This window comes from Nonomuraea rubra, from assembly GCF_014207985.1.
GTDB classification, from domain to species: domain Bacteria; phylum Actinomycetota; class Actinomycetes; order Streptosporangiales; family Streptosporangiaceae; genus Nonomuraea; species Nonomuraea rubra.
Genome location: NZ_JACHMI010000001.1, coordinates 11,942,169 through 11,960,878, shown reverse-complemented (window position 1 = coordinate 11,960,878; position 18,710 = coordinate 11,942,169). Strand labels below are relative to the sequence as shown.

19 protein-coding genes are annotated in these 18,710 nt (G+C 71.2%); 12 read left to right on the top strand and 7 right to left on the bottom strand.

Going from position 1 to position 18,710, the window contains the following annotated elements; all coding sequences use genetic code 11:
• Positions 1–52 precede the first annotated feature (52 nt).
• A complete protein-coding gene (locus tag HD593_RS55230) occupies positions 53–634 on the bottom strand; it encodes a dTDP-4-dehydrorhamnose 3,5-epimerase family protein (RefSeq protein WP_185110816.1) in 582 nt (193 codons plus the stop codon).
• A 59-nt stretch (positions 635–693) separates the two neighbouring features.
• On the opposite strand from HD593_RS55230, the gene HD593_RS55225 reads away from it, so the two are divergent.
• The 9 genes from HD593_RS55225 to HD593_RS55185 all read left to right on the top strand — a co-directional run bounded on the left by HD593_RS55225 (position 694) and on the right by HD593_RS55185 (position 9,872).
• Positions 694–1,896, top strand: coding sequence for a class I SAM-dependent methyltransferase (locus HD593_RS55225; RefSeq protein ID WP_185112691.1), 1,203 nt, complete (start codon positions 694–696; stop codon positions 1,894–1,896).
• Positions 1,893–2,669 (top strand): sugar phosphate nucleotidyltransferase, encoded by a 777-nt coding sequence (locus tag HD593_RS55220; RefSeq protein WP_185110815.1) that lies wholly within the window; start codon positions 1,893–1,895, stop codon positions 2,667–2,669. Before HD593_RS55225 ends, HD593_RS55220 begins: the two co-directional genes overlap by 4 nt.
• Positions 2,666–3,316, top strand: coding sequence for a PIG-L deacetylase family protein (locus tag HD593_RS55215; RefSeq protein ID WP_185110814.1), 651 nt, complete (start codon positions 2,666–2,668; stop codon positions 3,314–3,316). The genes HD593_RS55220 and HD593_RS55215 overlap by 4 nt, the downstream gene beginning before the upstream one ends.
• Before the next feature lie 5 nt (positions 3,317–3,321).
• On the top strand, positions 3,322–4,341 hold the full coding sequence (locus HD593_RS55210; RefSeq protein WP_185110813.1) for an NAD-dependent epimerase/dehydratase family protein: 1,020 nt from the start codon (positions 3,322–3,324) through the stop codon (positions 4,339–4,341).
• Positions 4,338–5,609: a DUF4910 domain-containing protein gene (locus HD593_RS55205; protein ID WP_312904380.1), complete on the top strand. Its 1,272-nt coding sequence runs from the start codon at positions 4,338–4,340 to the stop codon at positions 5,607–5,609. Before HD593_RS55210 ends, HD593_RS55205 begins: the two co-directional genes overlap by 4 nt.
• Complete coding sequence (locus HD593_RS55200) at positions 5,606–6,559, top strand: hypothetical protein (protein ID WP_185110812.1); 954 nt, start codon at positions 5,606–5,608, stop codon at positions 6,557–6,559. Before HD593_RS55205 ends, HD593_RS55200 begins: the two co-directional genes overlap by 4 nt.
• A complete protein-coding gene (locus tag HD593_RS55195) occupies positions 6,556–8,004 on the top strand; it encodes an oligosaccharide flippase family protein (RefSeq protein ID WP_312904379.1) in 1,449 nt (482 codons plus the stop codon). Before HD593_RS55200 ends, HD593_RS55195 begins: the two co-directional genes overlap by 4 nt.
• A complete protein-coding gene (locus HD593_RS55190) occupies positions 7,991–8,875 on the top strand; it encodes a glycosyltransferase family 2 protein (protein ID WP_185110811.1) in 885 nt (294 codons plus the stop codon). Before HD593_RS55195 ends, HD593_RS55190 begins: the two co-directional genes overlap by 14 nt.
• Positions 8,876–8,939: 64 nt before the next feature.
• Positions 8,940–9,872, top strand: a complete 933-nt coding sequence (locus tag HD593_RS55185; RefSeq protein WP_185110810.1) for a hypothetical protein — start codon at positions 8,940–8,942, stop codon at positions 9,870–9,872.
• Here the strand turns inward: HD593_RS55185 and HD593_RS55180 are convergent.
• Positions 9,851–10,723, bottom strand: a complete 873-nt coding sequence (locus HD593_RS55180) for a DUF6492 family protein (RefSeq protein ID WP_185110809.1) — start codon at positions 10,721–10,723, stop codon at positions 9,851–9,853. The two genes, HD593_RS55185 and HD593_RS55180, sit on opposite strands and share 22 nt — an antisense overlap.
• A complete protein-coding gene (locus HD593_RS55175) occupies positions 10,720–11,604 on the bottom strand; it encodes a DUF6492 family protein (RefSeq protein WP_185110808.1) in 885 nt (294 codons plus the stop codon). Before HD593_RS55175 ends, HD593_RS55180 begins: the two co-directional genes overlap by 4 nt.
• A gap of 145 nt (positions 11,605–11,749) precedes the next feature.
• On the opposite strand from HD593_RS55175, the gene HD593_RS55170 reads away from it, so the two are divergent.
• Both HD593_RS55170 and HD593_RS55165 read left to right on the top strand, forming a co-directional pair.
• A complete protein-coding gene (locus HD593_RS55170; protein WP_185110807.1) occupies positions 11,750–12,475 on the top strand; it encodes a hypothetical protein in 726 nt (241 codons plus the stop codon).
• A gap of 3 nt (positions 12,476–12,478) precedes the next feature.
• Complete coding sequence (locus tag HD593_RS55165; RefSeq protein WP_185110806.1) at positions 12,479–13,831, top strand: O-antigen ligase family protein; 1,353 nt, start codon at positions 12,479–12,481, stop codon at positions 13,829–13,831.
• Here HD593_RS55165 and HD593_RS55160 read toward each other — a convergent pair.
• A complete protein-coding gene (locus tag HD593_RS55160; protein WP_185110805.1) occupies positions 13,780–14,685 on the bottom strand; it encodes a right-handed parallel beta-helix repeat-containing protein in 906 nt (301 codons plus the stop codon). The genes HD593_RS55165 and HD593_RS55160 overlap by 52 nt on opposite strands.
• 12 nt (positions 14,686–14,697) lie before the next feature.
• Positions 14,698–15,246 (bottom strand): dTDP-4-dehydrorhamnose 3,5-epimerase family protein, encoded by a 549-nt coding sequence (locus HD593_RS55155; protein WP_185110804.1) that lies wholly within the window; start codon positions 15,244–15,246, stop codon positions 14,698–14,700.
• A gap of 29 nt (positions 15,247–15,275) precedes the next feature.
• Here HD593_RS55155 and HD593_RS55150 point away from each other — a divergent pair, with 29 nt between their 5' ends.
• Positions 15,276–16,121: a glycosyltransferase family 2 protein gene (locus tag HD593_RS55150; protein WP_185110803.1), complete on the top strand. Its 846-nt coding sequence runs from the start codon at positions 15,276–15,278 to the stop codon at positions 16,119–16,121.
• 42 nt (positions 16,122–16,163) lie between these two features.
• Here HD593_RS55150 and HD593_RS55145 read toward each other — a convergent pair whose 3' ends face one another.
• A complete protein-coding gene (locus tag HD593_RS55145) occupies positions 16,164–17,357 on the bottom strand; it encodes a glycosyltransferase family 4 protein (RefSeq protein ID WP_185110802.1) in 1,194 nt (397 codons plus the stop codon).
• On the bottom strand, positions 17,347–18,654 hold the full coding sequence (locus tag HD593_RS55140) for a nucleotide sugar dehydrogenase (protein WP_185110801.1): 1,308 nt from the start codon (positions 18,652–18,654) through the stop codon (positions 17,347–17,349). The genes HD593_RS55145 and HD593_RS55140 overlap by 11 nt, the downstream gene beginning before the upstream one ends.
• Positions 18,655–18,710 lie beyond the last annotated feature (56 nt).

The following is an 18,710-nucleotide window of genomic DNA, read 5'->3' as shown; positions in this document are numbered from 1 at the left end:
GCGCCGGCCGTCAGTGCAGCGTCGCGTGAAACTCCCTGCGCAGCCCCAGCCGTCAGTGCAGCGTCGCGTAGAACTCCTGGCAGGTGGCGTAGTCCGGCAGCACCCCGGCCCTGAGCGCCTCGTCGAGCGTGGGCGCCTTGGCGTCCTTCTCCGAGAGCACGGGCTCGATCCCGGCCGGCCAGCCGATCCCGAGCGCCGGGTCGAGCGGGTGCACCCCGTGCTCGCGGGCCGGCGCGTACGGCTCGGAGCACAGGTACATCACCGTGGCGCGCTCGCTCAGCGCCATGAACCCGTGCCCGAGGCCCTCGGCCACCAGGACGGCACTCCTGGTCACGTCGTCCAGCGTCACGCTCTCCCACCGGCCGAAGGTGGGCGAGCCCGTACGCAGGTCCACGACGACGTCCATGACGCTGCCGGACAGGCACATCACGTACTTGGCCTGACCGGGCGGCACGTCGGCGAAGTGCACGCCGCGCAGCACGCCGCGGGCCGAGACGGAGCAGTTGACCTGTGCCAGGTCGAACCGCCGCCCGGGCAGGTCGGCCGCGCGGAAGGCCTCGTAGAACGAGCCGCGGGGATCGGAGTACACAGGCGGCGTGTGGCGCCAGACGCCGTCGATGCCGAGGGGATCCATGGGCTGACAGTAACGAGATCACCGGCCCCCGCGAAATATCAATCTCTTGGAGCGTGCGAATGATGACTTGCCGGTTATGCGGCTCGGACGATCTCACCGGTGTGGTGGACCTGGGGGCGACGCCGCCCTGCGAGCGGATCCTCACGGCCGATCAGCTCGACGAGCCCGAGGTGACCTACCCGCTGCACCTGCGCGTGTGCACGTCGTGCTGGCTCGCGCAGATCCCGCCGTTGATCACCCCCGAGGAAACGTTCACGGACTATGCCTACTTCTCCTCCTACTCGGCCTCCTGGGTGGAGCACGCCCGCGCCTTCGTGGCGGGCCTCGACCTGCGGCCGGACTCGTTCGTGGTGGAGGTGGCCAGCAACGACGGCTACCTGCTGCGGCACGTGGTGGAGCGCGGGGTGCGCTGCCTGGGCGTCGAGCCGTCGGTGAACGTGGGCCAGGCCGCCAGGGAGCGCGGCGTGCCGACGGTGACGGCGTTCCTGACGCCCGAGAGCGCGCAGGCGGTCGTGGCGGAGCACGGCAAGGCCGACTACGTGGTGGCCAACAACGTCTACGCGCACATCCCCGACGTCATCGGCTTCACCGAGGGGCTGCGCACGCTGGTCGCCGACGACGGGCTGGTCTCGGTCGAGGTGCAGCACCTGCTCACGCTGATGCAGCTCAACCAGTACGACACGATCTACCACGAGCACTTCCAGTACTACACGGTCGCCTCCGCGCAGCGTGCGCTGGCGAGCGGCGGGCTGACGCTGGTGGACGTGGAGCTGCTGACGACGCACGGCGGCTCGATCCGGCTCTGGGCCGCGCCGTCGGGCGCCCCGTCGCAGCGGGTGTCGGACGTGCTGGCGATGGAGAAAGCGGCGGGGCTGCACGACATCTCCGGCTACATCGACTTCACCGAGCGGGTGGCCAAGGTCCGGCGCGACCTGTTGAGCTTCCTGATCACCGCCGCCGAGGAGGGCAGCACGGTGGTCGGGTACGGGGCTCCGGGCAAGGGCAACACGCTGCTCAACCACTGCGGCATCCGGCCGGACCTGCTGCCGTACACGGTGGATCGCAACCCGTACAAGCACGGAAAGTTCACCCCCGGCGCGCGCATCCCGATCTTCGAGCCCGAGCGCATCGCCGCCGACAAGCCGGACTACGTGCTCGTCCTGCCGTGGAACCTGCGCGACGAGCTGATCGACCAGCTCTCCTACATCCGCGACTGGGGCGGCCGGCTGGTCTTCCCCATCCCCACGCTGGAGGTCGTGTGAAGGTCGTGCTCTTCTGCGGGGGTTACGGCACCCGCATGCGTACGGGCGCCGCCGGCGACGCGCCGAAGCCGATGCAGCTCGTCGGCCCCAGGCCGCTGATCTGGCATGTGATGCGCTACTACGCGCACTTCGGCCACAAGGAGTTCATCCTCTGCCTCGGCTACGGGGCCGAGCAGATCAAGGACTTCTTCCTCCGGTACGAGGAGACCGCCTCCAACGACTTCGTCCTGCGCGGCGGCAACGTCGAGCTGCTGGGCGCCGACATCTCCGACTGGACGATCTCGTTCGTCCACACCGGCGTCGAGTCGTCGATCGGGGAGCGGCTGCGCCGGGTCCGCGACCATCTCCAGGGCGACGAGATGTTCCTGGCCAACTACGCCGACGTGCTCACGGACGCGCCGCTGCCGGAGATCATCGGCAGGTTCGAGAAGTCCGACGCCGGTGGCACGCTGATGGCCGTGCCGCCGCCAGGGACCTTCCACTGCGTCGAGATCGCCGAGGACGGGATGGTCGGCCAGATCACCGCCGTCACCGAGATGCCGCTGTGGGTGAACGGGGGATATTTCGTCTTACGTCAGGAGATCTTCGACCACATCCCAGAGAACGGGGACCTGCTCGTGGACGGCTGCAAGGAGCTGGCCAAGCGCGGGCGGCTGATGGCCTACCCCTACCGCGGCTACTGGCGGCCCACCGACACCGTCAACCAGCGCATGGAGCTGGACCGGGCCTACTCCCGCGGCGACCGCCCCTGGGCCCTGTGGGAGCGGGCGTGAACCGGCTCTTCCCCAGCGGCCTGAGCCGCGTCGCGCTGCTCGCCGCCCACTGTGACGACCTGGCGATCGGCGCGGGCGGCACCCTCCTGGTCATGTGCACCGCGCACCCGGGCCTCCAGGTGGACGCCCTGGTGCTCTCCGGCGGCGGGACCGCCCGCGAGGAGGAGGAACGCAACGCGCTGGCCGCCTTCTGCCCGGACGCGGACCTGCGGGTGACCGTGGCCAAGGTGCCAGACGGCCGGCTGCCCGCCCACTGGGACGAGGCCAAGAACGCGGTCGAGGAGCTGCGGATGCGGACCGAGCCGGACCTGATCCTGGCGCCGCAGGCCGGCGACGCGCACCAGGACCACCGGGGGCTGGCGCGGCTGGTGCCCACCGCGTTCCGCGACCACCTCACGCTTGGTTACGAGATTCTCAAGTGGGACGGCGACCTCGGCCGGCCCAACGCGTACCAGCCGCTCGACCTCGCGCTGGCCGAGCGCAAGGTCTCCCTGCTCTGGGAGCACTACCCGTCCCAGCGGCACCGCCCCTGGTTCGACAGGGAGGCGTTCCTCGGGCTGGCCAGGATCCGCGGCATCGAGTGTCACGCACGCTACGCGGAGGCCTTCTACCTGCACAAACTGGCTCTAGATCTAGCTGGAGGCTGATCGACATGCGTGTCTTACTCACGGGGCACCAGGGCTATCTCGGCACGGTCATGGCACCCATGCTCGCCAAGGCCGGCCACGAGGTCGTGGGCCTGGACTCGGGGCTGTTCGCCGAGTGCGTGCTCGGCCCCGTGCCGGACGACCCGCCGGGGCACCGCGTGGACCTGCGGGACGTGCCCGCGAACCTGCTCGAAGGCTGCGACGCGGTGATCCACCTGGCCGCGCTCTCCAACGACCCGCTCGGCGCGCTCGCGCCCGGGCTGACCTACGACATCAACCACCACGCCTCCGTGCGGCTGGCCAGGCTGGCCAGGGAGGCCGGCGTGCGCCGCTTCCTGTACGCCTCCACCTGCTCGGTCTACGGCGCCTCCGGGGGCGACGACCTGCTCGACGAGGACGCCCCGCTGCGGCCCGTCACCCCGTACGCCGAGTCCAAGGTGCGCGTCGAGGACGAGCTCGTCGAGCTGGCCGACGGCGACTTCACCCCGGTGTTCCTGCGCAACGCGACCGCGTTCGGGTTCTCGCCCCGGCTGCGGGCCGACATCGTGCTGAACAACCTCGTCGGCCACGCCCACCTGACCGGCCAGGTGCGCGTGCTGTCCGACGGCACCCCGTGGCGGCCCCTGGTGCACGTGGCCGACATCGCCGACGCGTTCCTGGCCGCGCTGGCCGCGCCGCGCGAGGCCGTGCACGCCAGGGCGTTCAACGTGGGCGGCGAGCTGAACAACCTGACCGTCGCCGAGATCGCCGAGCACGTCGTCGAGGCGGTGCCCGGCTCCGAGCTGGTGATCACCGGCGAGACCGGCGCCGACCCGCGCTCCTACCGGGTCTCGTTCTCGCGCATCCGCGAGGCGCTGCCCGGCTACCACGCTCGCTGGACGGTGAAGGCGGGCGCCGTCGAGCTGGCCGACGCCTACCGCTACCACGGGCTGACCGCGGAGGACTTCCGCCAGCGGTTCATCCGGCTGGCGTGGCTGGCCGACCGCCGCAAGGCCGGGACCGTCTCCGAGGAGCTGCGCACGTGACCGGCGAGGAGATGCACGCCCTGGTGGAGCGGCTCTACCCGCTGTGCCGCTCCATCACGGGCGACGGCGTGCGCGCCACGCTGGGGATCGTCGGGGAGCTGCTGGAGCTGGACGTGCACGAGGTGCCGACCGGGACCCAGGTGCTCGACTGGACGATCCCCAAGGAGTGGAACATCCGCGACGCCTACATCAAGGATCCGGCGGGGAACCGGGTGGTGGACTTCCAGCGGTCGAACCTGCACGTCGTGGGCTACAGCGTGCCGGTGTCGGCCACCATGACCCTGGCCGAGCTCCGGCCCCACCTGCACACGCTGCCCGACCAGCCGGACCTGGTGCCGTACCGGACCTCGTACTACGCCGAGACGTGGGGGTTCTGCCTGAGCCAGAACACGCTCGACGGGATGGGCGAGGGGCCGTACGAGGTGGTGATCGACTCGACGCTGGCCGACGGGCACCTGACGTACGCCGAGCACGTCGTGCCGGGGCGGACCGGCGACGAGGTGCTGATCTCCTGCCACGTCTGCCACCCGTCGCTGGCCAACGACAACCTGGCCGGGATCGCGGTGGCCACGGCGCTGGCCGGCAGGCTGCGCGATCCGCGCCACACCTACCGGTTCCTGTTCGCGCCGGGCACGATCGGGGCGATCACCTGGCTGGCGCGCAACCGCGAGCACACCGGGCGCATCAGGCACGGGCTCACGCTGGCCTGCGCCGGGGACCGGGGCGCGCTGACGTACAAGCGGAGCAGGCGCGGCGACGCGCCGATCGACCGGGCGATGGCGGCCGTGCTGCGCGACCGGCCGCACACGATCGTGGACTTCTCGCCGTACGGCTACGACGAGCGGCAGTTCTGCTCACCCGGCTTCGACCTGCCGGTCGGCAGCCTGACCAGGACGCCGTACGCGGGATACCCCGAGTACCACACCTCGGGGGACCACCCCGGCTTCGTCTCGCCGCAGGCCATGGCCGACACGCTGGAGGCCCTGTGGTCGGCGGTCGAGGTGCTGGAGCACGACGGCCGCTACCAGAACCTGAGCCCGTACGGCGAGCCGCAGCTCGGCAGGCGCGGCCTGTACGGGTCTCTCGGCGGCCGGAGTGACACGAAACAGGCGCAACTGGCGATGTTATGGGTGTTGAACCTGTCGGACGGCGAGCACAGCCTGCTGGACGTCGCCGGCCGATCAGGCCTGCCCTTCCGCGCGGTCGCCGAGGCGGCCGCCGCTCTGGAGGGCGCGGGCCTGCTCAAACGGGTGGGAGAGGGCGCATGAATCTGCGGGTGGGGGACCTCGTCGAGGTGCGGAGCGCGGCGGAGATCCTGGCCACGCTGGACGAGCGGGGTGAGCTGGAGAACCTCCCGTTCATGCCGGAGATGCTGGCCTTCTGCGGGCAGCGGATGACCGTGCACAAGGTCGCGCACAAGCTGTGCGACACCATCAGCCGCAGCGGCATGCGGCGCATGGACAGCGCGGTGCACCTGACCGGCGCGCGGTGCGACGGCGGCGGGCACGGCGGCTGCCAGACGGCCTGCTCGCTCTACTGGAAGGAGGCCTGGCTCAAACGGGTCGATCCGGACGAGCCCGCCACTCCCCAGATCCCGGAGGAGCGGCTGCTGAAGCTGCTCGACGCCAACACGCGCAAGGGGCCCGACGGCTACTCCTGCCAGGCCACCGAGCTGCTGCGGGCCGCGCCGGCCTGCCTGCCGTTCCGCGACCTCGGCCAGTACGTCACCGACGTGCGCAGCGGCAACGTGGGCGCCGGGCAGACCGTACGCACCTTCCTGGTCGGGCTGTTCAACCGCTTCCAGGATCTCAGCAAGAAGGTGCTGCCGCGCCGCCTGTGGATCAGGCGCGGGCTGCGCTGGGGCTTCATCGAGGGCCGGGCCGGTAAGAAGACGCCGACGGCCATGCTGGACCTCCAGGTGGGCGAGCTGGTCAGGATCAGGTCCAAGGAGGAGATCCTCGACACGCTCAACGACGACCTGCTCAACCGCGGGATGGGCTTCGAGGAGGAGATGGCCCGCTACTGCGGCAGGACCGCGCGCGTACGGGCCAGGGTCGAGCGCTGCCTGGACGAGAAGACCGGCCGGATGCTGACCATGAAGAGCCCGTGCATCATCCTCGATGATCTCGTCTGCGAGGGTGTCTACAACGCCAACTGCCCGCGCGAGTTCGTGCCGTTCTGGCGGGAGATCTGGCTGGAGAGGGTCGAGACTTCGTGAGTGAGGTCGGCGACATCGGCCGCAAGGCCGGTCGCGGGCTGCGCTGGAGCCTGCTGGGCAACCTGGTGATGAAGGCGGGCTCGTTCGTGATGAGCCTCGTGCTGGCCAGGCTGCTGGTGCCCGAGGACTTCGGCGTGTTCGCGATCGCGCTGGCGGCCACCCAGTTCGTCATCTACATCAACGACGCCGGCGTGATCGCGGCGACCGTGCAGTGGCGGGGCAGGCTGTCGGAGATCGCGCCCACGGCCACCGTCGTGGCGATCCTGTCGAGCTTCGCCCTCTACGCGCTGTTCTGGGTGATCGCGCCGTTCTACGCGCGGCTGGCCGGGAGCGAGGACGCCATCTGGGTGATCCGCATCCTCATGGCCACCAACCTCGTCTACGGGCTGACCGCGGTGCGCAGCGCCGCGCTCATGCGCCGGTTCGAGCAGGACAAGCTGGCGCTGGCGAACCTGGCCGGGTTCGTCGCCAACGCCTCCGTCTCCATCACCCTGGCCGCGAACGGCGCCGGGGCCTACAGCTTCGCCTGGGGGCAGCTCAGCGGCGGCGTGCTCACCGGAGTGCTGGTGGTCGCGCTGGCGCGCGTGAAGATCGAATTCGGCTTCGACCGCGCGCAGGCCGCGCGGCTGCTGCGGTTCGGGCTGCCGCTGTGTGTCAGCCTCGGCATCGAGGGCCTGCTGCTCAACGTGGACTCGGTCATCGTCGGCGACGTGCTCGGCCCGGCCTGGCTGGGCTTCTACCTGCTCGCCTTCAACATCTCCAGCTGGGTGCCCGGCCTGATCGGCACCGCCATCCGCTACGTCGCGCTGCCGAGCTTCTCGCGCCTGGCCGAGGAGGGCGGCGAGTCGATGCGGGAAGGCGTGCGGCAGTCCGTCCCGCTGCTCGCCGGCATGGTGCTGCCGATCGCGGTGCTGATGGGCACGCTCGCCCCCGCGGTCGTGGAGTTCCTCTACGGCGCCAACTGGCTGCCCGCCGCCCAGGTGCTGCGCTTCCTGGCAATTGTGATGGCCGTACGCATGCTGACGCTGCTCGTCACCGACATCCTGGCCGCGCTCGGCAGGACGAAGGCCACCATGTGGGTGAACCTGTGCTGGGCCGTCGCGCTGGTGCCGTCGCTGCTGGTGGGCGCCCGCCTCGACGGCATCGAGGGCGCGGCCGTGGCGCACGCGGTCGTCGCCGTGGTGGTGGCGCTGCCGCTGCTGGGCGTGGCCCTGCACCGTTCCGGAATACCCGTGGGGCTGGTCGGCGCCGGGCTGGCCAGGCCGCTGCTGGGCGCGGCGGCGGCCGGCCTGGTCATGGTCGCGCTGGCCACGGTGATCGACGGCGCCTTCTTCGAGCTCTGCGTGGCCGGAGGCGCGGGGTTGCTGCTGTTCGTCCTGGTCGTGGTGCCGCGCGCGGTGCTGAAGCGGCTCGTACGCCAAGGGAGGGCACATGCACGACTCTGACCTCGTATCGGTCGCGCTGCCGGTACGCAACGGGGCCGACCGCCTGGAGGCCGTGGTCGGCTCGGTGCTGGCCCAGGACCATCCGCACCTGGAGCTGGTCATCTCCGACAACGCCTCCACGGACGCCACCGAGGAGCTGTGCCGCGACCTGGCGGCCGGCGACCCGAGGATCGTCTACCACCGGCATCCGCGCAACATCGGCCTGCTCGGCAACTTCATGCACGCGGCCCGCATCTCCAGGGGCGCGTACGTGCGCTGGATCGGCGACGACGACCGGCTGGAGCCCCACTGCGTCTCGGCGGCCCTGGCGGCCTTCGCCGCGGACGAGCGGCTCATCCTCGTGACCAACCAGGTCGCCTACAGCGGCCCGGAGGGTGAGGTGACGGTGCCGTACACGGGCACGGAGCTGGGCTCCGACGACCCGGTCACGCGCTTCGCCGAGATGCTCAGGCTGCTCAACGAGAGCCCGTACCTGATCGACCCGCTCTACGGCCTGCTGCGGCGCGGGCCGGCCACCGGCATCCCGCGGCGGAACATGCTGCGCGAGGACGAGGTGTTCGCGGCCAAGCTGGCGCTGGCGGGGCCGTGGGCGCACGTCCCCGAGGTGCTCTCGCACCGCAACTGGCGGCTGGAGCGGATCGGCCGCGTCGCCCGGCGCCTGGACGTGCCGTCGTGGCAGTCCCACCTGGCCAACACGCTGCAGTGCAGGGAGCTGCTGAGATGGGTGCGCGACGCGGAACTGACCCCGGCGCTGACCGGGGAGCAGCGGCGGCGGGCGCGGAGCGAGGTGATGCGCATGTACGCGCGGCGCCAGCGGCGCACGCTCGCCCACCGCAGCCGCAAACTGCTGTCCCTGGTCGGTTTGGTGTAACACGTCCGATGAGCAGAGCGATTTCCCGTTTGCATCGGTACAAAAGTCGACGGGGGCGGAAATAGTGCGCTTCTGGAAGACCATCCTTGGTCTGGCCCGGAAGAGGTTCGTTGGGCCGCCTATCGCTGTCGCGGCCATCGGCCTCGCGCTGGCGGCGTACTTCCTGATGCCCGGCCGGTACGTCTCGACCGCCTCCATGGTGCTCACGGTGCCCGCCACCGGCGGCACGCTGGAGACCGAGCCGGCCAGCAAGCCCGGACTGACCAACCCGCTGCTGCAGTTCAACGACGCCTTGCGGACCACCGCGGGCATCCTGATCCTGGCCACCAACACGGCCGACGTCTACAAGGAGATCGGCGCGCCCGAGAACGGGCCCACCGTCGTGACCATCAACGACGGCCGGACCAATCCCGACCTGCTGAGCATCAGCACCAACGGGCCCTTCATCTACGTCGAGGTGGAGGGCGACGATCCCGCCACGGTGCGGGAGGTCATGCGCAAGGCGCAGCTCAGGGTGCGGCTGGAGCTGGCCAGGAGGCAGACGGCGCTGGACGCGCCGATCAGCACGCACATCGGCATCATGGACGTGATGCCCGCCTCCGGCCCCAGGGCCGCCATCGGCGACCGCCTGATGTACGCGGCCTCCGGCGGCGTGCTCGGCGTGATCGCCGGGCTCGGCGTGGCGTACGGCCTCCAGCGGGTGCGCTCGACCCGCACCGCACCGGAACCCCAGCCGGAGTCCCAGCCGGAGTCCCAGTCCGAACCCCGGCCGGAGATCTGGTCCGAGGTCGTCGCGGAGGAGCCGGAAGCCGGGAGCGAGCCGGCGCAGCCGCTCAACGGCTCCCGGCCGCACCCACCGGCGACGACCGCCGGCTTCCCCCTGACGGTGGCGGAGCTGGCCCAGGAGCAGACGGGACCGATCCAAGTGGTCAAGGACGGGGACGAGCCGGCCGGGAAGAGCGAGGACGGCGACGATCAGCTCGACTCGACGACCTGAGCGCACCTCCTGATGGCGGCTTGCCTGGCCTCCATCGGGGTGTGCGACTTGGCCGAGATCATCATCCCGACCGCGTCCTGCGGCAATTGGTCGGCGAAGGCCACCGCCCGGGCCTCGTCCCACGGCTCGTGGTTGTAGCTCAGGTGGCAGATCGTGGTGTTGATCGGCGGGTCGGCCTTCAGCACCTCGTCCACGAAGACGCCGTACAGGATGAACTCCGAGACGTGCAGCTGCGCGTTGAAGGCGTCGAGCCAGTCGCGGCCCGTCACCTGGGTGATGCGCCGCTGCATGGCCCGGACGATCTCCGGGTCCCAGAACGTCAGCGCTGTCACGTAGTCGGGCAGCGGCGCCGGAGGCGCCGGAGGCAGGCCGAGCAGGTCGCGGGCCACCTGGTGCCAGATGACGTGCCGCTTCATCTCCGCCGTCACGCCGTTCTCCAGCCGGTACAGGCACAGCCGCCCGTCCCTGCTGAAGGACTCGGCGCTGGTCGGGCGGACCAGGACGGCGTCGGAGTCCACGATGAGCATCGCGTCGGCGTCGATCAGCCCCACCGAGGCGATCTTGACGGTCTGCTGCATCACCCAGCCGCGCAGCGGCGGCCACGGGCGGCGGTAGTTGACGTAGACGTCGGTGCCCGGCATGCGCAGATAGCGGCGTGGCAGCAGCTCCGAGCGCACCCACACGTGGCAGCGGGGCCCCTCGAACCTGGCGAACGCCTCGCGGTCGCCCGGCGGCACGAAGACGTGGTGGATGGTGTCGTCGGAGGTGAATTCGAGCACTGATCGGTGCAGGTCGGCGAACAGTTCGGCGTCCGGGGCGTACGAAGGCGTGATGACCGCCAGCTTGCTCACGGATGACTCCCGTCGGGTCCGGTGATCTGGGAGCATCGCTCGATCGCCGCCAGCCTGGCCGCCATGGGCGTCTCCGACTTGGCCGAGATCATCATTCCCACCGCGTCGGGAGGCAGCCGGTCGGCGAAGGCGATGGCTCCGGCAGGGTCGAGAGGGGTGCGATCCCACCGGTTGTGGCAGATCGCGGTGTTGACCGGAGGTGCGGCCCCGAGCACCTCGTCCACGAACACGCCGTAGACGATGAACTCCGAGACCTGGAGGTGCGAGATGAAGGCGGACAACCAGTCCCGCCCCGTCGCCTCGGTGATCCGCCGCTGCATCTCGCGTACGACGGCGGGGTCCCAGCACGCCAGCGAGCTGACGTAGTCCGGCAGGGGCAGAGGCACGGGCCCCGGCAGGCCCAGCAGCTCGCGGGCCACCCGGTGCCAGGTGACGTGGTCGGTCATCAGCTCGTGCACGCCGCCGTCCATCCGGTACATGCAGACCTGGCCGTCCTGGATGAACAGGTCGGGGGTGGCCTCGCGGACCAGGACCACGTCGGAGTCGGCGACCAGCACCACCTTCGCGTCGAGCCGCGCCGTCACCGCCACCTTGACGGCCTGCTGCGCCACCCAGCCGCGCAGCGGCGGCCAGGGCCGGGCGGGATCGATCCACACGCCGGCCACCGGCATCCGGACGATGCGGCGGGGCAGGATCTCGGCGTAGGTCCAGATCCTGCAGCGGGGGCCCGCGTACCGGGCGAACAGGTGGCGGTCGGAGCCGGGCACGACCACGTGGTGCACCGTGTCGTGGGAGGTGTGCGCGAGCACGGATCGGTGCAGGTGGGCGAAGAGTTCGGCATCAGGGGCGTACGTGGGCGTGACGACGGCCAGTGCGCTCATGAACAGTGATCTCCGTCCCCCCGCCGGGTGAGTGGCGCCCCTCGTACTCCATATCGCCCGGTAATGGGTGGTGTTACAGGGTTTTGTGTAACGCTCCACTCCGGCCGGGCGACATGTATGAGGCGGGACTCGCGAGGGAGGGCGCGTGGATTTCTGGGGGACGCTCCTCGTCCTGTTTCGGCGGTGGTACGTCGCCCTGCCCGCCTTCCTGGCGGCCGTGGGCGCCGCCTTCTACGCGTACTCCACGATCCCGGTCACCTACACCACCACGGCCGTCCTCGTGCTCACCGCGCCCACCAGCGGCGGCACCCTGCCGCCCGACCCCGACCAGCCCATCCCCAGGGTCAACCCGCTGCTGAACTTCGACCACGGGCTCGACGTGGCCGCCTCCATCCTGATCAGCGTCATGAGCACGCCGGACATGGTGGCCGCGATGGGGGTCACGAGCGGCGGCCCCACCACGTACGCGGTCACGAACGGCACCAACAACCTGGAGTCGCTGGCCACGGGCCCGCTGGTGTTCGTCGAGGGGGAGAGCCGGACGCCGGAGGAGGCCACGCGGATCGCGCGCAAGGCCATCGACCGCATCGAACAGGAGCTGGACGTGCGCCAGCGGCAGGTGCAGGCGCCCAAGGGCACGTACATCACGATCAGCGAGGCCGTGCCGCCCACCACGCCGGCCCCCCAGCAGGGCAGGAAGCTGCGCTCCGCCGCCTCGGCGCTGGGCCTGGGGGTGATCGCCTCGCTGTGCGCGTCGTTCGCCGCGGAGAGCCTCTCAGGGCCGCTGCGCGGCACTCTGGCGCGCCTGCGCAGGCGCGGGGAGCCGCCCGCGCGGGCCAGGGAAGCGGTCCCCGAGAAGACGGGGGTCTAGGCGATGGCCGCCACGGGCGCGGGCGCGCCGCCGCCGCCCGGCCGCGCCGACGGTGCCACGGTCGCCGCGATCTTCGCCGCGGTGCTGCTGATCGTGCCCGCCCGGCTGGTGCTCAAGGCGCTGCCCCTCTCGCTCACCCCCGCCAACGTGGTGAGCCTGGGCGCGGCGCTGCTGTGGTTGTGCGCGCAGTTCACGCTCACGCTGGGCGCGGCCAAGGGGCGCAACCCGGTGCGTACGGCGCTGTTCGCGTACTTCACCTCGATGGTGGCCACCTACGGGTTCTCCACCTGGGGTTACATGGACTCCGACGAGCTGAACCTGAGCGATCACGCGTTCGTGCTGGTGGTCGCCCTGGTCGGCATCGCGCTGACGGTCTGCGACGGGGTGCGCGACCGGCGGCGGCTGGACTTCCTGCTGCAGACGCTGGTGGTCGGCGGCGCGGTGATCTCCGTGATCGCGGCCTTCCAGTTCCTGCTCTCCATCGACCTGACCAGGTTCCTGGAGCTGCCGATCCTGCGCTACACCAGCGAGGGCGACTCGTTCGTGCTGGAGCGGGCGGACCTGCGCCGCGTGGCCGCGACCACCGGGCATCCCATCGAGTTCGGCGTCACCTGCGCCATCCTGCTGCCGCTGGCCGCGCACTACGCGAGCCAGGCGCGGCTGCGAGCCGAGCCCGCGCTGCGCTGGTGGGTGTGCACGGCGCTGATCGGGTGCGGCCTGATGTTCTCCGTCTCTCGCTCGGCCATGCTCAGCCTGGCCGTGGTGGGGGCGGTGCTGTTCGCGGGCTGGTCGTGGCGGCGGCGCGGGTACACCCTGCTGGTCGCCGCCGCGTTCCTGGTCGTGATCAGGATCACGGTGCCCGGCCTGCTCGGCGCGATCACCGGGCTCTTCTCCAACATCGGCAACGACGAGAGCATCCAGTACCGCACCCACGACTACGCCGTCGCCGCCCAGGAGATCGGCCGGCACTTCTGGCTCGGCCGCGGCCTGGGCACCTGGTACGCCCCCAAGCACCAGATCTTCGACAACCAGTACATCCTGTCGATGGTCGAGACCGGCCTGTTCGGCACCGTCACGTTCGCCGGGATCTTCGCGGTCGCGTGCTACGCCGCCCTGCGGGCCCGGCACCTCAGTGCCGACGCCGGCGACCGCGACCTCGGCCTGACCCTCGCCGCCGTCATGCTGGTGCCGCTCGTCGGGTCGTTCACCTTCGACCTGCTGTCCTTCCACACCGTCACCGGCCTGGCGTTCGTCCTGGCCGGCGCGGCGGGCGCGCTGCTGCGCGCGGCCAGGGCGGAGCCCGGTCAGCTCTCTCCCGCGCAGGCCAGCGGGCCGACGATCGAGGTGACCCGATAGTTCTCGTCGATGATGACCAATTCGTTGCCGGCCCACTCCGTCCTGCCGCACTCGGAGTCCACCGGCCCGTACACCCACGACTTGTCCACCAGCTTGTTGCCGCGCACCACCTGCTTGCCACCCGCGTTGCGCACCTGGATGCTGTACGTGCCGCCCATGACGAGGTTGTCGGTCACCACCACGTCCCGCGACTTGGTGTCCACCAGGAAGATCGGCGCGGTGATGTCCTTGGCGTCCCGCTGGTCGACGGTGTTGTGGTGGAACAGCAGGCCCTTGCCGCCGTTGTAGGCCTGGATGCCGTCGGAGTGGTCACCCGGCCGCGAGCAGAGCTTGACGAAGGAGTCGCGGATCTCCACATCGTCGCCGGAGACGCGGAAGCCGTCGCTGTGCCCCTGCACCAGCACCCTGGTGGCCTTGTACTTGTCGTGGCCGATGCCGGGCAGCGGCTCGCACTTGCCCGTGGTGCCCACCGTGGAGTCGGTGATCGTGAACCGGAACGACTGCGGCCCGTCGGCGTTGATCACGTCGCCGTCGATCACGCTGTTCCTGACTGTCACGTCGTCGGCGTGGATCAGCAGGTGGCCGGGGACGTGCACGCCGTCGAGCACGGTGCCCGGCGTGCGCACGCGGAAGGCGACGTTCTCCGTGTTGAGCGCGACCTTGGTCAGCTCGGTCCCGCGCAGCACGCCCGTGCAGGCGGGCGTCGGATGGTCGGGGCAGGAGGAGCCGTCGGACCGGACGATGGCCGGCGGCGGGGACGACGTGGCCGGCGGGGGCGCCGGATCGGCGGGGGCGGCCTGGCAGGCCACCGGCGTCATCGCCGCCACGAGGAGCAGGAGGGCACGTCCGCGCATGGCCGCCACCTCTCAGGCGCCCAGCCCGGGCAGCAGCCCTGCCCAGGAGCCCGCGTCCAGGTCGCGCGGGCTGACCTCCGTCGGCGCGAGCGGCCAGGCTATCCGCAGGTCCGGATCGTCGTAGCGCACCGCCAGATCCTCGCTCGGATCGTGCTCCCTGTCGATGCGGTAGCACGTGTCGGCCTGCTCGGTGAGCGCCTGGAAGCCGTGCAGCAGCCCCGGGGGCACGTAGAGGGTGACGAAGTCCTCGTCGTCCAGGCGCACCGCCATGCTCCGGCCGAACGTGGGCGAGTGCGGCCTGGCGTCCACCAGCACGTCGTGGACCGCGCCCCGCGCGCACCGCACCAGCTTGGCCTCGCCCCTGCCGGAGCGCCCGTGCAGGCCGCGGATCACGCCCCTGCGGGACCTGGACTGGCTGTCCTGGATGAACGCGCACGGGTCCAGGCCCGCGCCGGCGGCCACGGCCGCGTCGAAGGTCCTGGTGAACACGCCGCGGCTGTCGCGGTGCGGCACCGGGGTGAACAGCAGCACCCCGTCGAGCTCGCCCTGCTCCACTTTCATGTCCGGTCCTTCCTGGAAGGCGTCATCCGATGAAGCCTGTGGTCAGTGTCGTGATCCCGGCGCACAACGAGGAGGCCGTGGTCCCGGCGGGGCTGGACCTGCTGCTGGCGGGGGCCGCGCCGGGGGAGTTCGACGTCGTCGTGGTGGCCAACGGCTGCTCCGACGGCACCGCGCGGGCCGCGGCCCGGCCGGGCGTGCGCGTGCTGGAGACGCCGGCCGCGGGCAAGGCCGGCGCGCTGCGCCTGGGCGACGCGGCCTGCCGCGCCTTTCCCCGCGTCTACCTGGACGCCGACGTGCGCCTCGACGCGGAGTCCGTGCGCCTGCTGGTCGAGGCGGCGGGCCGGCCGGGCGTGCTGGCCTGCGCGCCGGTGCCGGTGTGGGACCTGCGCGGCACCGGGCCGGTGGTCCGGCGGGTGCACCGGGTGCACGACCGGCTCATCGCGCCCTCCCGGGCGCTGGCCGGCGTGGGGGTGTACGTGCTCAACGAGCGGGGGCACGAGCGGGCCTTCCCGGTGCCCGACGTGATCTCCGACGACGGGTGGGTGGACGGCTGCTTCACCGGCTCCGAACGCGTCGTGGTGACCGAGGCCAGGTCCGTGGTGCGGCCACCGCGTACGGTCAGGGCCCACCTGCGCAGGCGGATCCGGGTCCGGCAGGGCAACCGGCAGCTCGCGGCGCTCGGCAGGCAGGGCAGCCCCCTGCGGCTCGGCGCGCTCGGCCGGCTGCTGGCCGCCCGCGAGGTCGGCCCGCTCGACGCCGCCTGCTACCTGGCCGTGCTCGCGATGGACCGGCTGCTGACCAGGCTCCGCCGCGGCCGGGCCGGCTGGGGCACCGACGCGGGCAGCCGTCACCGCGACCCCACGGCAGCCTCGTAGACCGCACTCACCGCAACCCCGCGGCATCCTCGTGGGCCGCGCTCATCGCGGCCTCACCGCTGCTTCGTAGGCCGCCAGTAGTGCTGTTTTCGAGTGTTCCCAGGACAGCGGCCCCGCCACGCGCTCGCGGCCGAGCTCGCCCATCCGCCGCCGCTCGTCCGGGTCGTCCAGCAGCCGGATGATCAGCTTGGCGAACTCCGACTCGTCGTTGGCGGGCGCGTACAGCGCGGCCTCGCCCGCCGACACGCGGGCCTCGCGTAACTCGAAGGAGACGATGGGCCTGGACATGGCCATGTACTCCATGACCTTGTTCATGGTCGAGACGTCGTTGAGCGGGTTGAGCGGGTCGGGCGACAGGCACACGTCGGCCGTCGAGAGGTAACGCATCAGGTCCTCGTCCGGGATCCGGCCGGTGAACTCCACGTAGTCGCCCAGGCCCAGCTCCCGCGACAGCGCCACCATCGCGTCGAACGTGTCACCGCCGCCGACGAACACCGCGTGCCAGTCCGTCCTGCCGTGCTCGTCCCGCAGCCTGGCCAGGCTGCGCAGCGCGTAGTCCACGCCGTCCTGCGGCCCCATCACGCCGAGGTAGCACAGCAGGTACGGCTTCCCGCGCCGGACCGACTCGTCGGGCGGCACCTGGTGGAAGCGCTCCACCACGGGCGCGCTGCGCACCACGAACACGTCGTCCGGCCGCTTGCCGCCCCTGGTCAGCGCGATCTGCCGATAGCTCTCGTTGGTCGCGATCACCACGTGCGCCGACCGGTACGTCAGCCGCTCCGCCAGCAGCACCGCCCGGTACAGCAGGTCCCTGCCCCGCCCGAACCGCGACAGGTACAGCTCGGGCACCAGGTCGTGCTGGTCGAAGACGAACCGCGCGCCGCGCCGCCGCATGGCCAGCGCGACCAGGAAGAACAGGTCGGGCGGGTTGCAGCCGTGCACGACGTCGAACCGTCCCAGCCTCCTGGCGAGGCGGAACGTGTGCCACAGCGCCGAGCCGTACTCCTGGACGAACCCGATCGGGCCGCCGGTCGCGGCACGCAGCGGGTAGCGGTGGATGTGCACGCCGTCGAGGACGACCTCCGCCTCGGTGTCCTGCTTGGCGCCCTTCGGGCAGATGACGTGCACCTCCCAGCCGGCCTGGCGCAGGGCGGTGCACTCCTGCCAGACCCGCCGGTCGAGCGGTACGGAGAGGTTCTCGACGAGGATCAGCGCTCTGCGAGCTCTACCAGCCAATGCCTGTGTAGTCCCTTCTGCCCCGTTGGGTTTCCGCGCCGGGAAGGCGTACGAGGTCGACGATCACGCGGTCGCCCGCGCGGGCCAGCGCCTCCAGCACCGGCGCGTCCTTGCACCCGACCACGCACACCTCGGCGTGCTCCAGCACCTCGTCCACCGAGTCGGCGAGCAGGTCGCCCAGGTGGGGCAGGCGCTCGGCGATGTAGGCCCTGTTGGCGCCGACGAGGCGCGACAGGGACACGTTCGCGTCGTGGATGCGCAGGTCGTAGCCCTTGCCGAGGAGCCGTTCGGCCAGCTCGACCAGGGGGCTCTCGCGCAGGTCGTCGGTGCCGGGCTTGAACGACAGGCCGAAGAGGCCGATCCTGCGCCTGCCGGGCGCGGTGACCAGCTCGAAGGCGCGCTGCAGGTGGGCGTCGTTGGCGGGCAGCACGTGCGACAGCAGCGGGACGGACACGTCGGCCTTCCTGGCCGCGTAGACCAGGCCGCGCAGGTCCTTGGGCAGGCAGGAGCCGCCGAAGGCGAAGCCGGGACGCAGGTAGGCGGGGCTGACGTTGAGCTTGCGGTCGGCCAGGAAGACGTCCATGACACGGTGGGAGTCGAGCCCCATGGCCTGGCAGATGGCGCCGATCTCGTTGGCGAAGCCGATCTTGACCGCATGGAACGCGTTGTCCGCATATTTCGTCATCTCGGCTACCGGGATCGGCACCCGGAAGATCTCGCCGGGCAGGCCCTCGTACAGGGCGGCCACCACGTTCCCCGAGGTCTCGTCCGACTCGCCGATCACCGTCTTGGGCGGCGCGAAGAAGTCGCGCACGCTGGTGCCCTCGCGCAGGAACTCGGGGTTGACCGCCACCCCGAAGTCCACCCCCGCCCGCATGCCCGACGACAGCTCCAGGATCGGCACCAGCAGCTCGGCGCAGGTGCCGGGCAACATCGTGCTGCGGAAGACCACCACGTGCCCCGGCCGCAGCGCCCGGCCGATCTGCTCGGCCACCCGCTCCAGGTACGTCGTGGACAGGCTGCCGTTCGGCGCCGACGGGGTGCCCACGCAGACCAGCGACACCTCGCTGCCCGCGACCGCCTCGGCCGCGTCCGTGGTGGCCCGTAACAGGCCGTCGGCCGTCGTCTTGGCGATCAGCTCGCCGATGCGCTCCTCGACGATCGTCGCCTGCCCGCTGTTGATCAGATCGACCTTGTCCGGATTCACGTCCACGCCGGTCACCTGATGCCCCATGGAGGCCAGGCAGGCCGCCGAGACGCACCCCACGTAACCGAGCCCGAAGACACTGATCCGCATGAGCCGCCCTCCGTGTTGGACCGTCTACCGTGGACCGTCTTTTGGAGGGCAGCGCG